Source organism: Halomonas elongata DSM 2581 (assembly GCF_000196875.2).
Lineage (GTDB): Bacteria > Pseudomonadota > Gammaproteobacteria > Pseudomonadales > Halomonadaceae > Halomonas > Halomonas elongata.
The window spans coordinates 1,820,003-1,833,814 of record NC_014532.2 but is presented as its reverse complement, the minus strand read 5'-3'; the positions used below and the strand labels follow the sequence as shown (position 1 = coordinate 1,833,814).

The 13,812-nt window shown below is 65.3% G+C and carries 10 protein-coding genes; 5 read left to right on the top strand and 5 right to left on the bottom strand.

Features of this window, described 5'->3' with window-relative positions:
* Positions 1-2 precede the first annotated feature (2 nt).
* The 4 genes from HELO_RS08655 (at position 3) to HELO_RS08640 (ending at position 4,197) form a co-directional block, all read left to right on the top strand.
* Entirely contained in the window at positions 3-1,022 is a 1,020-nt protein-coding gene (locus HELO_RS08655) for an ABC transporter ATP-binding protein (RefSeq protein WP_013332338.1), read from the top strand.
* On the top strand, positions 1,022-2,065 hold the full coding sequence (locus tag HELO_RS08650; protein WP_013332337.1) for an ABC transporter ATP-binding protein: 1,044 nt from the start codon (positions 1,022-1,024) through the stop codon (positions 2,063-2,065). Before HELO_RS08655 ends, HELO_RS08650 begins: the two co-directional genes overlap by 1 nt.
* 186 nt (positions 2,066-2,251) lie before the next feature.
* Entirely contained in the window at positions 2,252-3,181 is a 930-nt protein-coding gene (locus HELO_RS08645; RefSeq protein ID WP_013332336.1) for a LysR family transcriptional regulator, read from the top strand.
* Positions 3,178-4,197 carry a hydrolase gene (locus tag HELO_RS08640; protein WP_013332335.1) on the top strand — a complete coding sequence of 340 codons (1,020 nt, stop codon included), beginning with the start codon at positions 3,178-3,180 and terminating at the stop codon, positions 4,195-4,197. Before HELO_RS08645 ends, HELO_RS08640 begins: the two co-directional genes overlap by 4 nt.
* On the opposite strand, the gene msrA is transcribed toward HELO_RS08640, so the two are convergent.
* Genes msrA through HELO_RS08620 form a run of 4 tightly spaced genes read right to left on the bottom strand, consistent with a single transcriptional unit; the run spans position 4,178 to position 11,544 of the window.
* Positions 4,178-4,792 (bottom strand): peptide-methionine (S)-S-oxide reductase MsrA, encoded by a 615-nt coding sequence (gene msrA / locus HELO_RS08635; protein WP_013332334.1) that lies wholly within the window; start codon positions 4,790-4,792, stop codon positions 4,178-4,180. The genes HELO_RS08640 and msrA overlap by 20 nt on opposite strands.
* Before the next feature lie 28 nt (positions 4,793-4,820).
* Complete coding sequence (gene tamB, locus HELO_RS08630; protein WP_013332333.1) at positions 4,821-8,837, bottom strand: autotransporter assembly complex protein TamB; 4,017 nt, start codon at positions 8,835-8,837, stop codon at positions 4,821-4,823.
* Positions 8,838-8,848: 11 nt separating this feature from the next.
* On the bottom strand, positions 8,849-10,705 hold the full coding sequence (gene tamA / locus HELO_RS08625; protein ID WP_013332332.1) for an autotransporter assembly complex protein TamA: 1,857 nt from the start codon (positions 10,703-10,705) through the stop codon (positions 8,849-8,851).
* Between the two features lie 29 nt (positions 10,706-10,734).
* Complete coding sequence (locus tag HELO_RS08620) at positions 10,735-11,544, bottom strand: hypothetical protein (protein WP_013332331.1); 810 nt, start codon at positions 11,542-11,544, stop codon at positions 10,735-10,737.
* A gap of 273 nt (positions 11,545-11,817) precedes the next feature.
* Here HELO_RS08620 and HELO_RS08615 point away from each other — a divergent pair, with 273 nt between their 5' ends.
* A complete protein-coding gene (locus HELO_RS08615) occupies positions 11,818-12,396 on the top strand; it encodes a superoxide dismutase (protein ID WP_013332330.1) in 579 nt (192 codons plus the stop codon).
* A 117-nt stretch (positions 12,397-12,513) separates the two neighbouring features.
* Here HELO_RS08615 and HELO_RS08610 read toward each other — a convergent pair whose 3' ends face one another.
* Positions 12,514-13,809, bottom strand: a complete 1,296-nt coding sequence (locus HELO_RS08610; RefSeq protein WP_013332329.1) for a nucleotide sugar dehydrogenase — start codon at positions 13,807-13,809, stop codon at positions 12,514-12,516.
* Positions 13,810-13,812 lie beyond the last annotated feature (3 nt).

Genomic DNA, 13,812 nt, shown 5'->3' with positions numbered 1-13,812 from the left:
TCATGTCTCTACTCGACGTTAACCACCTCGACGTGCGCTTTGCGCTGCGTGGCGGCGATGTCCGGGCTCTGCGCGACGTCTGCTTCAGCCTGGATCGCGGCGAGCGCCTGGGTATCGTGGGCGAATCCGGCGCCGGCAAGTCGGTGGCCGCCTTCAGTCTGCTCAATCTGATCGCCAAACCGGGCTACATCGCCGGCGGCAGTATCCGTTTCGACGGACAGGAACTCACGACCCTGAGCGACCGGGCGCTGCGCAAGGTGCGCGGCCATCGCATGTCGATGATCTTCCAGGATCCGATGATGACGCTCAATCCGGTGCTGACCATCGGCGAGCAGATGGTCGAATGCCTCAAGGCCCACCGCCGGATCAGCACGCGGGAAGCGCGCGGCATCTCGCTGAACAAGTTGCAGCAGGTGCAGATTCCCTCGCCCGAGGCCAGGCTCGATCAGTATCCCCACGAGCTCTCGGGCGGCATGCGGCAGCGCGTGATCATCGCCATTGCCCTGCTGCTCGACCCCGACATCATCATCGCCGACGAGCCCACCACGGCACTCGATGTGACCATCCAGGCCGAGATCATGGCGCTGCTGCTCGAGCTGTGCGAGAAGCACAATGTCGGCCTGATCCTGATCACCCACGATCTCGGCGTGGTCAGTCAGGTCACCCAGCGCATGCTCGTCATGTACGCCGGTCGCGTCATCGAACAGGGCCCGACCCGGGAGATCATCAATGATCCGCAGCATCCCTACACCCAGGGGCTGATCAATGCCCTGCCGCAGATGGCCACGCCCGGTTCGCGGCTCAATCAGATCCCCGGCAGCATGCCATCGCTGTCCAACCTGCCGAGCGGCTGTGCCTTCCATCCGCGCTGCAGCTTCGTCGAGCGCGCCGACGGCAGCCGTCGCCAGGCCTGCCATGATCAGGTGCCCGAGTTCGTGACGTCCGGCAATTGCCAGGCTGCCTGTCACATGGTCGCCGAAATGATCGCAAGCGAACGCATTCCGGCCGAGGAGCAAGATTGATGAATTCGACCGCCACATCCCCCGTTCCGGAAGCGACGCAGCCCCTGCTGGCGCTACGCGGCCTGGAAAAGCGTTTCTCGCTGTCCGGCGACTTTCTCGAGCAACTTAAATTCAAGGGCGGCAAGCTGGTCCGCCATCAGGAACACGTGCACGCCATCAACGGCGTCGACCTGGAAATCCAGCGCGGCGAGGCGCTGTGCGTGGTCGGCGAGTCGGGCTGCGGCAAGTCCACCGTGGCACGCACCGTGATGGGCCTGATCACGCCGTCTGCCGGCGAGGTCCACTACGCCGGCCAGCGTATCGACGATCTCTCTACCAAGCAGTTGCTGCCCTATCGTCGACGCATGCAGATGATCTTCCAGAATCCGTATGCGTCGCTGAATCCGCGCATGACGATTCAGCAGACCCTGGAGGAGCCGATCCGCCTGCATCACCCCGACTGGACGGCCCAACGGGTCAAGGACAAGGTCAACGAGGTCATGCAGTCGGTCGGCATCGATCCGGACTGGGGCCCGCGTTACGGCCATGAATTCTCGGGTGGCCAACGCCAGCGCATCGCCATTGCCCGTGCCCTGGCGGTCGACCCCGAATTCATCGTCGCCGACGAGCCGATCTCGGCGCTGGATGTGTCCATTCAGGCCCAGGTGCTCAACCTGCTGATGGAAGCCCAGCAGCGCCACAACCTCACCTACCTGTTCATCACCCACGATCTCGCCGTGGTCGAGCACTTCGGTACCCGCGTGGCAGTGATGTATCTCGGCCGGGTCTGTGAAGTGGCGCCCACCGCCACGCTCTTCGCCCGTCCCCGCCATCCCTACACCCAGGCCCTGATGTCGGCCATTCCGCGGCTCGAGGACGATCGTCCGCAGCACATTCGTCTGGAAGGCGAAGTGCCGACACCGGTCCATCTGCCCTCGGGATGTGTCTTCCATGGCCGTTGTCCCCACGCCGACACCCGCTGCCGCGAGGAAGTGCCTGCTCTGATCGTCACCGACGATGGCGGTCAGGTGGCGTGTCATGCCGTGGAAGAGGGGCGTATCTGATGTCCTTGGCGTTTCTGGCATAATACGAGCGTTCGAATCCCGGCGAGGGCCCGATGATCCGGGCGCTCCCGGCTTTACGAGACGCATTTGAAACGTCTAAGGAAATACTGACTACATAGTATTTCCCTAAACGCCGTGACCGGTCGATGGCAATCCCGCCGACCGGTCGACGGCTTGAGGGCTGATATGGAAATACGCTGGTTGGAAGATTTCATCGCCCTGGCGCGTACCCGACATTTCTCTCGGGCGGCCGACGAGCAGAATGTCACCCAGCCGACCTTTTCGCGGCGCATCAAGCTGCTCGAGGAGGAAATGGGGGCAACCCTGATCAACCGGCAGACACTGCCATTGTCGTTGACACCCGAAGGCGAGGAGTTTCTGACACTGTGCCAGGATGTAACGCGGCGCGTGGCCAACACCCGGCAGCGCCTGGGACATCTCGCCGAAAGCCAGGCCGGCAAGATCCGCCTGGCCGCACCGCAGAGCCTGCTGGCCAATTTCCTGCCGGAGTGGCTCGCCAGCTGGTCGACGCCACCGCCGGTCAAGCCCTACCTGCGTGCCACCGCCTGGCTGGTGAACGACTACTTCCAGGCGCTGGGGCGTGACGAATGCGACCTGGTGCTGTGCTACTGGCCGGCCAATGACTGTGCCCTGGAATGCGAGACCGAGGCCTTCGAGTATCGATGGCTCGGCCAGGAACGCCTCATTCCCGTCTCGCTGCCGGAGGCCGATGGACGGCCCCGCTTCGATCTGGAAAGTCCCGGCCGGCGTTCGTTGCCCCTGATCGCCTACCATCCCCGGGGCTTGATCGACACAACCATCCGCCACCACCTCGAAGCCTTGTCCGATGCGCCGACCTTCAGCGTGCTCAACGAGAGCATCCAGAGCGGCAACATCCGCGAACTGGTCGGCCTCGGCTATGGACTCGGCTGGCTGCCGCAGCGCAGCGTGGCAACGGCCCTGGCCGCCGGACAATTGGTGCCTGCGGGTGGCGAGCGCTGGGAAGTACCACTGGAGATTCGCCTGTTCCGCCATCGCCATGTCGAGCACCAGGCCGTGGACGCGCTCTGGCAGGCGCTGGACGGTGATTCCGTTGCCACGGAAGACAAAGCATGATCAGCGGACGCCACCCGGCCGACTTCCAGCCGCCGCCCGGGCTTGCCAATCGCCACCTGCAGACCCTGCTGCCACGGGCCCTGCCCCGACCCGCTCCACAACTCATCGAGGAACGGCTCGAGTTGCCCGATGGCGATTTCGTCGAGCTGGCCTGGGTCGATGCCCCTGCCCTTGCCGACGAGGCGCCCCTGCTGGTGCTGTTCCATGGTCTGGAAGGATCGGTGGATTCGCCCTATGCGCGTCATCTGCTGGATGCCGCCGAGCATCGGGGATGGCGGGCGGTACTGATGCACTTCCGCGGTTGCGGCACTCTTCCCAATCGCCTGCCTCGCGCCTATCACAGCGGCGACACCGCCGATGCCCGCTGGTGCCTGGAGACCCTGGCCCGGCGCTATCCGGCGGCACCGCGGGTTGCCCTTGGCGTTTCACTGGGGGCCAACATGCTGCTCAAGCTGGTCGCCGAGGATACCGGCAATGCGCTGGGACTGACCGGTGCCATTGCCGTGGCGCCCCCGGTGGATCTGGCGGCCTGTGCCGACACCCTGGAGCGAGGCATGGCGCGACTCTATCAACGTCACCTGCTCGGTGCCCTCAAGGCCAAGGTAGCGCCTCGCCTGGCGCGCCGGGAGTTGCCATTGACGCTGAGCCGCGATGAACTGGCGCGTTTTACCACGCTGCGTGCCTACGACGATGCCATTACCGCTCCGCTGCACGGCTTCAGGGATGCGGCCGACTACTATCGCCGCGCCGCCGCCGGTCCGCTGCTGGAGGCCATCGCCCTGCCGACTCTGATCCTGCATGCCGACGACGATCCCTTCATGCCGCCGGGGCTGTATGACGGCCTGACGCTCGGTCCCGGCATTCGCCTGGAGACCGCACGCCATGGTGGCCATGTCGGCTACGTCGAATGGCAGGAAGGCCGACCCGCCAGCTGGCTCGCCCGGCGGGTCGGTCGACAGCTCGATGCCTGGCATTCCCGGGCATCGACATCCGGCGTCAGCCGATCGGGCAACTGACGCCGGTGCCCTTGAGGCCACAGTAGCCGCCGGGATTCTTGTCGAGATACTGCTGGTGATATTCCTCGGCGTAGTAGAACGCCTCGAGCGGCATGATCTCGGTGGTGATCGGCCCCTTGCCCTGTGCCTCCAGGGCCTTGCCGTAGGCGTCGCGGCTACGCTCGGCCGTCGCACGCTGCTCATCGTCGACGGTCAGGATGATCGAGCGGTACTGGGGGCCGATGTCGTTGCCCTGACGATTCCCCTGGGTGGGGTCGTGGGCTTCCCAGAAGTGACGCAACAGGCTGTCGAGTTCGATCACGGCCGGGTCGAAGACGACCCGAACCACCTCGGCATGGCCGGTGCGACCGGTACAGGTTTCCTTATAGGTCGGGTTGGGCGTGACACCGCCAGCGTAGCCCACGGCGGTGACATGCACGCCGGGCAATTGCCAGAACAGCCGTTCGGCGCCCCAGAAACAACCCAGACCCAGCACGATTTCCTGCATGCCCTCGGGCCAGGGCGGCGTCATGCGCTGCCCGTTGACCGTATGCACGGCGGTAATTTCCATCGGGGCGTCGCGTCCCACTGGTGCGTCCGCGGTTGGTGCGCTCATATTGCATTCCTCATCGGTTGCCGGGTCGTCACTCGAGCGACGGTGGGTCACCCGGCAGGCTGAAGGTATAGATCAGATCCACTGCCTGGGAAGCGCCGGAGACGGCTTCCAGGTAGAGGTTGCGCCACAGCTTGTAGCGCAGGGTCAGTTCGGCGATGGGCGAGAAGACCCCGACACCATATCCGACACTCAAACGGTCGGTCAGGTTGCCGGTCACCACCACCTGGCTGTCCTCGCCACTGCCGGCGGAATCCAGCCGCAGGTCCTGAATGCCGAAGGCCTCGCCCAGCGCCCCCACGGTACCGCCGGCCTGCCCCAGGCTCAGGCCGATCAGCGCCGAGGTCAGGGCGCCATCGGCGCCGCCGCTGGCATCCGGTGCGCGGCCGCGCAGCACGTAGGACAGCGCCCGGGACTCGTCCATGGCCGGCTCGGAGAAGATCTTCAGGCTCGGGCTCGAGGCCGGTCCGGAGACCTGGATGCCGGCAATGACATCGTCTTCGGTACTGTCGGGATTGCGGATGGCTTCGAAGTCCAGCAGAGGCTCGCCGGGCGGGCCGCTGAAATACAGGATCCCTTCGCGGATGACCAGGTCCTGGGCGAAGGCGCGGAAGCGTCCATCCTCGAGATTGACGTCCCCGAAGATCTGCACGGGGCCGCCATCCTGGCGCACCTCCAGGTTGCCGGCCAGCCCGGTCTCCAGGCCGTAGGCCGAAAGCCGCATGTCGGGGCCGAGCGCCAGGGTGACGCGTACGTCCATGGCCATGCCGGCCTCGGCCATGGCCTCGGCGGTGGATTCGCCCGCAGCCTGGGCGGCTTCCTGGGCCTCGGCTTCCTCGCGAGTGACGATCACCTCATCCGGGCTCACCGACTGCGCGGACGCCGGTACCTGGCCGACTTCCAGCCGCGCCCAGGGGATGCGAACCTCGCCACGCACTCGCAGCCGATCGGGGGTGGCCCGGATGTTCAGGTCCGGCGCCAGACGCAAACGCCCGAAGCCCGACAGGGACGCCTGCAGGGGTTCGTCCTGCCCCTGCAGGTTGAGGGCGACCTGCCAGTCACTCGTCGAGGGCCAACTGGCATCGCCATCGATCTCCAGGCGTCCGCGTTCGCTCGCCAGGAAACCATCGAGATCGGCCCTGTCGCCTTGCAGGTTCACTGTCAGGCGCCCATCCTGCACCGTCAGCGGCAGTCCCAGCCCCGCCGCCTGCAGGCCGGCCAGCTCGAGAGTCCCGTCGAGGCGCGGCTGTTCGCGAGTGCCGGAGATCTCGACATTGCCCCCGAAACCGCCTTCCAGTTTCTTCACGTCGGTCACCAGCGGACGATAGGGACTCAGGCGCAGGTCATCGACGCGCAGGCTGCCATCCAGGCGGCCGACGCCCATCGGATCGTCGACGCCCAGGTCCAGCCGTACCGCCCCGCTGTCGCCCAGGGTCAATGCCAGATTGACATCGGCACGCGCCTGGTTGGCCTGCAGGTCGAGATTGAGGCCCGTACCGGGGACCGTCCAGGGGTTGCCGTAGGCGTCCTGTCCGGCGATCTCGACCTCGCTGGCGAGTTGCGCATCGGCCTTCCAGGCCGCGCCACCGCGTGACCACTCGGCGACCAGACCGCCTTCGGTACTGCCGTCGATGCGCCAACCGGGCGGCATGGCATCGTTGATCAGGTCCATGGGCAGTTCGCGGATGGCCAGTACCGCCCGGCCGGCATCGGGCGATGCCGACAGTGCTTCCTCGAGACACAGGCCGCCACCCTCCTCGCGTCGCAGGCAGAACGGCTGCACGTCCACCGCGCTCGAGGCGAGATCGGCATCGAAGACCAGGGCGTCGTCGAGGGCCAGACGACCGTACTCGGTCTCGGCCTCGAGCGGCGTCAGGCGACCGCTGTAGTGTTGGCGCTCGCGATCCATGGCGCCATCCAGGGCCAGGCTCAACGACGACAGCAGACCATCCGCCGGCCCGGCAACGTCAAGCGTCAAGCGGTGCTCCGAGAGGCGCCCATCGAGGTTCAGGTCGATGTCATCGAAGGCCTGACCACCGGCCTCGACGCCCTTGGCATTCAGCGCGAGGTCGAGACTCGGATCCTCGAGGCCGGCGACCTCGCCCGTCAGGTTCAGGGAGTTCACGCGATTCTCGGCGAAGGCCAGGCCATTGCCGTTCAGGTCCAGGTCCAGTTGCGGAGCCTCGAGGCTGCCCGAGGCATCGATGCTCCCCGAGAGAGCCCCGGCGAGTGCCGGATACAGGCTTTTCAGCGCCGGCATGTCCAGATCCGCGCTCACATCGAGTTGCTCGGGGGACACCTGACCGCTGGCGCTGAGCTGATTGTCGCCCTGGCGGAATTCGAGGGTCCGGATGTCCCAGTTCATGCGGCTGTCGCCGGCCAGTTGTGCATCGAGCCTCAGCGGATAATCGGCCAGGGTGCCATTCACGCTCAACGACGGCACCTCGACCCGCCAGCCATCGGCATCCTGGGTGAAGGAGACTTCCGCATCGCCGTCGAGCTGGCCCGCCAGCCCCTCGACGAAGGGCTCGGGATTCACGTTTTGCAGGGCCAGGCTGGCCGCGACGGCCAGGCCATCGGCCCAGTCGACCCGCCCCTGGGTGGTCACGCTGGCCTCGTCCATCTCGAGAGCCAGGGGCTCCCAGATGAAGTGGGCCAGGTCCCCGCGCCCGCTGAGATCGAGCTGGGTACGCGGTAGCTGCGGCCCCTGGGCGGCCAGGGAAAGCTGGACGCGGTAATCGGTCAGCTTGCCCTCGGCTTCGAGCGACAGATCCTCGGCCCGCCAGGGAGCCGGCGGTTCGCCATCACCCTCTCCGGCATCCTGGCCCTCCTCTGGCGTGGCTGGCTGGCTGGCGCTCTCGGCGCCCGGCAGCGGCCATTGCAGGGCGGGGCTCTGGAAGCTGGCGGTAAAGGGCAATGTCGGCGCCAGGGCGTCGAGCCTGGCGGAAAGACGCGTCTCGACCGGCCCCGTGGTGGTCAGATCCACCTGCAGGTCGGCAAGATCGCCATTCAAACCGAGCTCGATGCGTTCGCCTTCCAGGGCCGGCATGCGTTCGGGGAGATAGAGATCGGCGTTCAACTGCGCTTCAAGGGGATAGTTGCCACTCAGGGTCATCCGGGCCTTGAGGCTGGCATCGGCTTCCGGGCTGGCCACCGACAACGGCTCGATGCTGATCTCCTGGTCGCGTGCCGTGACGCTCAGCGCCAGTTCTTCGAGCTGATAGGCAAAGGCGCCTTCTACCGCGGCATCCGTGATCGTCAGTTCCGGCACCTCGACGGCCAGTGGCAGATGAATCTCCGGCAGCTCGATGCGCGGTTTGTCTTCCAGCGACTGGCTGGCCATGCCGGCGGCCTCCGGGGCGGCACTGGCAGGCAAGGGGGAATGGGTGGCAATCGAGGCATCGATGGCCGCTGCCGTCAGGATCGGCCCGTCATGCTCGCTTTCGCTCAATGCCAGTTGATTACCCGCCGAAAGCGGCAGGGTCAGGCGCGCGCCTTCCAGCCGGGTCGGCAGCAACCGCAGGGTGTCGGATTCGGCCGTCGCGCCAGTCTCGAACTCGTCCCAGCGCAACTGGGTGCCGTCGGCCAGGCGCACCTCCACATCGTTCAGGGCCAGCTCACGCAGCTCGATGGGGAACGGCAATTCGATCGGATCGGGCAGGCCACCGCCCTCGCTCGCTTCGTCCGCTGCCGGGGACGGTTCTTCGCTCGAGGCGAGCCGCACGCGAGCCCCCTCGACAACGAAACGATCCAGGCACAGGCGACCATCGAGCAGGCAATCATCGGCCCAGGCCAGTTCCAGCCGTTGTATCGCCACGCTGGCTGGACCGGCGTCGAGACTCAGATCCTCGAGAATGAAGGTATCCAGCGGGGCCCCTTCGGCACGGGAAAATTCGTAGAAGCCCATGCGCTTGCCCTGCTCGAGCAACAACCCGGTGCCCCAGGGGGAAAGGGCCAGACCCAGCAACAGCGACAACAGGCCGATGAGCCAGAGCGGTATCAGGATCACTAGACGGGCCAGAGCCCAGGTCAGACGACGTACTCTCACGTGAGGGCCTCTCAGAATTCCGGTCCGATGGAAAAGTGGATGCGATAGGCATCATCGTCATCGAAGGGATGGGCGACATCGAAGCGAATCGGCCCCACCGGCGAGATCCATCGAACCCCCAGTCCGGCCCCGGTCTTGAGCTGCTCCGGCCACCAGTCGGTGAAGGCATCACCAGTATCCACGAAGGAAGCCAGCCACCATTTGTCGGCGATGCGGCGCTGCGCTTCGACGCTGGCCACGAAGCGCTGCTTGCCACCGATCAGGCGCCCCTCGTCGTCTTCCGGGGACAGGCTTTCGTAGGAATAGCCACGCACGCTGTTGTCACCACCGGTGAAGAAGCGCAGCGACGGCGGCACATCGGCGAAATCGCTGGTGCTTATGCTGCCGGCGCCGAGGCGGCCGACGAAGCGGTTGGCATCGCCGAGCATGCGGATCCATTGGGTGTCGCCGTTGATCCTCAGGAACTCGGCATCCGAGCCCCAGGCTTCGTTGGAGTACTGGACGGTGAGCTGCTGGCGATCGCCCCAGGTCGGGAAGGTCGGATTGTGGGTTCGCGTCCGCGACCAGCGTACCCCGGGATACAGCAGCAGGACCTGGTTGGACTCGCCCGCCTGGGTGAAGTCTTCATAGGTACTGCGCACGTAGAGGTACTGTTCCCAGCCGTTGTCGAACTTCCAGCGGCGCCCGAACTCGACGCTGGCTTCCAGGGACTCGGTATCATCGCTGTCCTTGTTGCGAATCCCGTACTGCAGTTCGTAGCTGTCGCGCAGCGGATCCTCGAGCGGCATGGTATAGCTGCCGCTGAATTTCTGCTCGGGGCCGGAGACGTAAAGGTCGTGATTCCAGCTGTGGCCATAACGATTGACCCAGGGCTGGTTCCAGGTGAGCCGGGCCCGGGGGCCGACGTCGGTGGCATAGCCGATACCGGTCTCGAACTGGTGGCGATCGGCCGGCGTGACCAGCACATCGATGGGCACTCGAGGCGTCTCGGGTGCCTGCAACTCGGCGGCGGCGCCCAGAGCCTGCGGGCTGATACGCGGCGGAGCCGGCGGCGCCGGAGGGATGTCCGCCACATCCAGCGAGTGCCACCAGCCGGCCTCATGAGGTGGTAGGGCCAGTGCCTCCGGCCCCTGGTCGAGCCGCGGCCGCACACTGACCGAGCCGAACCATGCCGTCTGGCCAAGATTCTGGTTGAGACGCGCCACCCGTCCGGCGAGATAAGGGGCTCCCTCTTCGAAGGGCACCAGGTTCTGCAACCGCTCGGGTTCTATATGCTGCCCGCGGAAATAGACCTTGCCGAAATGATAGCGCTGGCCGCTATCGAGTCCCAATGACAAGCGGGCGCTGTGATCCCAGGGCCGCACCTCCAGGCGCCGCTGGGTGAAACGCCAGTCGAAATAACCGCGTTGCAGGGCCAGTCCGGAGAGTTCGCTGCGCAGGGCATCGTAGGGCGCGTGACGCAGCACGTCCCCTTCCTTCTGCGGATAGGCCTCGATGGCCTTGGCAAAGGGAGGGTCCTCGGCGGCCGCGCCTTCCACCGCGAAATTCAGTTGTTCGATGCGCACCGGCTCGCCCCTGTCGATTTCCAGGTCGACATGGGAAGGCGACTCGGGATCGTCGAAACGCACGGTCAGACTGGGGTCGTAGTAGCCGAAGGGGCGCAACGCCTCGGAGACGAGGCGACGGACCTCGGCCTCGAGGCGTTCGGCCTGGTACTGGGTCTCGTCCAGACCATCGAGATAGATTTCGATGTTGTCGGCCAGCTTTCCCTTGACGCCTTTGATCGAGGCATCCAGCGCCAGGGCCGGCATTGCCACGACAAGGCTCAGGACCCCGGCCCCGAGGCGTATGAACACGCGATTATCCATGATAGCGAAGTCTTCCTGACGTCTCGTGACTACCGCAGGGCTTCCAGCTGGGCACTCAACGCCAGTTGCGTCTGACGCAGATCACGCAGCTCCGTCTGCATTTCCTCCAGACGTGACGATAGCGTCGCCACCTGGCTACGCGCATCTTCTCGCGAACCGGACAAGGCTTCAATGTCGCCTTCCAGGCCAGACAGCCGTTCGTCCAATGCCTGCAGGTCGGCATTCAGGCTCGAAAAGCGTTCGTCGGAACGCTGGACCTGCTCGGTGAGGCGCGATTCGTTGGCTTCGAGAGCGTCCTCCAGCGTGGCGAGATGCTCCTGCAGGGTGCCGCGCCCCTCTTCACCGGCACGCTCGAGGGCATCGAGCGAGTTGCGCACCGCCGACAGCGTCTTGTCGCGCACTTCGGCCTCTTCCGACAGGGTCGCCACGTGCCCCGAAAGTTCTTCCAGGCGGGTGTCGATGGGAGCCAGCATCTCGTCCTCCCAACGGGTCAGCCGTTCCTCGATACTGGACTCGACCGAGGCCTGGCGCGTCTCGAGCGTCTCCAGGCGTTCCTCGAGCGAGGCCAGCGCCTCACCCCGCCCCTGCTCGGCATCGAAGCGCGCATGCACATTGGACAGCTCACCGCCAAGGCGGGTCAGTCGCTGCTGGACATCCTGATGAAACAGCCAGCCGGCAGCGGCCAGGCCAGCCAGCATCAGCACCAACAGCAGGATCAGGCACCACAGCGGCCATAGGCGAACCCTGCGGTAGGAATGCGCACGATGGCCGGCCAGGCTGGCATCCGGGTCCGGAACGATCGGTCGGTTGAACCGGCTATCTTCCGGGCGCTCTGCCATGACGATCTCCTTGGGCGGTAAGACGGATGAGTGCGGCTGTGCCGGTACGAACCCGGGGCCTGTGTTCCCCGCCACCGGAATTGGGCCGCTCGGAGGCGGGTGATATGATGCCGCCGGACGGACAGGCACAGCACGCTGAATAGTGTAAAGTTTTTTGTCGGCGGAGCGAACGGGAAAACATCAACAAACGATGATATGACCTCGTTCCCGGTGGCATCGCCCCGCTCCCGAGACCCGGCCCCGATCACCGCGACGACGAGGAGACATCCGACCATGGCCTTCGAACTGCCGGCACTGCCCTACGAGAAGAATGCGCTGGAACCGCAGCTCTCCGCCGAGACCCTCGAATACCACTACGGCAAGCACCATCAGGCCTACGTCACCAGGCTCAACCAGATGATCGAAGGCACGGCGGACGCCGACAAGTCTCTGGAAGAGATCATCGCCTCATCCTCCGGCCCTTTGTTCAACCAGGCGGCCCAAGTCTGGAACCATACCTTCTACTGGCACTGCCTGTCTCCCAAAGGTGGCGGCGCCCCCGGCGGCGCACTGGGAAAGGCCATCGAGGCCGGATACGGTTCCTTCGAGAGGTTCAAGGAAGCCTTCAACGACAAGGCCATGGACAACTTCGGCTCCGGCTGGACCTGGCTGGTCAAGACCGATGACGGCGGCGTGGAGATCATCAACAGCGACGATGCCGACTGCCCCATCGCCCACGGTCGTACTCCCCTGCTGACCATCGATGTCTGGGAACATGCCTACTACATCGACTACCGCAACGCGCGTCGCAAGTACCTGGAAAACATCTGGAAGGTGTTGAACTGGGAGTTCGTGGCCCAGAACTTCGCCTGATCCGACGCGGCCTCGCGAACGACAACGGCCCCGCCATATGGCGGGGCCGTTTTGGGGCTTTCATCTAGAAAGTCGGCTTCGATTTACGTCGCGAGCGCAGCAGCAAATCGTGCTGACTCATGGATCGGCGCTTCTCCCGATTCCCCGATAATGCAGTCCCATGGAGGCCACATAGCGGGGATCATAGATATTGCGGCCATCCAGCAACAGACGTCCGGCAAGCTGGGAGGCCAGTTGCTGCCAGTCCGGGTTCCAGTACGCCTTCCATTCGGTGACCAGCATCAAGGCATCGGCCCCTTCGGTGGCCTCATCGGGATCCCCGTCGAAGCAACTCAACAGCGGATGTTCGCCGACCTTGTCGCGCAGTGCCGCGATGGCCGCCGGATCGTGCAGGCGAACGTGCACGCCCTGCGCCCAGAGTGCGCGCAACAGCGTCAGCACCGGCGCATGGTCGATACGCGCCGTGCCCGGCTTGAAGGCCGCCCCCCAGATGGCCACGGTCCTGCCTTCCAGGCAACCATGGTAGTGAGCCCACAGTTTGCGGAACAACGTCTCCTTCTTGTGCTCATTGATGTCGAGCACTTGATCCAGCAATAGCGAGTGGCGGCCACTGGCCGACTGCACATCGGCAAGGCGCATCAGGTCGCGGGAGAAGCTGGGGCCTCCGAAACCGCAGCCCGGATAGAGATATTCATAACCGATGCGCGTATCGGCGCCCATGCCTTGCCGTACATACTCGACGTCGACACCCAGGCTGTCGGCCAGACCGGCGATCTCGTTCATGTAGCTGATGCGTGTGGCAAGCATCCCGTTGATGGCCAGCTTGCTCAGTTCGGCGGCCCGCCGGGGCATGCGCTGGAAGACATCGCGCCGCCGATTGAAGGCGCGCAACAGCTCGCGCACCTGATGCTCGGCGCGATCGTCATCGCAGCCCAGCAACCAACGCGAAGGTCGCGTGAACGCCTCCCAGGCACGGCCTTCCTCGAGCAGGTCAGCCAAGGCCACGGCAGAGCGTCGTGCATCGCCGAGCCGGTCTTCCAGCGCTTCGGTTTCGCCCACCGGGAAGGTGGAGTTGTTGATCAGTACTGCCGATTCCGACAGGCAGGGAGCGACGGCACCAACCAGATCGCCGGCATCGCCACGCTGCTCGGGAGAAAGGGCCAGCCACAGCACATCGCGCGGCTCCGTGTTCGGAATCGCCTCCTCGGGCTGAAGGATATGAAGCTTGCCGTGTCGGAGCCCTTCCTCGAGACTGGCTCGCAGTTCCGGCTCGCTGGCCAGCCAGGCACTGGCCGCGAGCGCATTCCAATCCGAGGAAGAGTGAGGGCGCCACACCACGTCATGCCCCACCCAGGAAAGAGCGGCCGCCGCCGTGGCGGCGGCCAGCTCACTGCCGATGACGACGACGCGCATCCC

Coding starts and splice junctions, on each gene's coding strand:
- HELO_RS08655 (WP_013332338.1), top strand. CDS start 3: ATGTCTCTACTCGACGTTAACCACCTCGACGTGCGCTTTGCGCTGCGT.
- HELO_RS08650 (WP_013332337.1), top strand. CDS start 1,022: ATGAATTCGACCGCCACATCCCCCGTTCCGGAAGCGACGCAGCCCCTG.
- HELO_RS08645 (WP_013332336.1), top strand. CDS start 2,252: ATGGAAATACGCTGGTTGGAAGATTTCATCGCCCTGGCGCGTACCCGA.
- HELO_RS08640 (WP_013332335.1), top strand. CDS start 3,178: ATGATCAGCGGACGCCACCCGGCCGACTTCCAGCCGCCGCCCGGGCTT.
- msrA (WP_013332334.1), bottom strand. CDS start 4,792: ATGAGCGCACCAACCGCGGACGCACCAGTGGGACGCGACGCCCCGATG.
- tamA (WP_013332332.1), bottom strand. CDS start 10,705: ATGGATAATCGCGTGTTCATACGCCTCGGGGCCGGGGTCCTGAGCCTT.
- HELO_RS08620 (WP_013332331.1), bottom strand. CDS start 11,544: ATGGCAGAGCGCCCGGAAGATAGCCGGTTCAACCGACCGATCGTTCCG.
- HELO_RS08615 (WP_013332330.1), top strand. CDS start 11,818: ATGGCCTTCGAACTGCCGGCACTGCCCTACGAGAAGAATGCGCTGGAA.
- HELO_RS08610 (WP_013332329.1), bottom strand. CDS start 13,809: ATGCGCGTCGTCGTCATCGGCAGTGAGCTGGCCGCCGCCACGGCGGCG.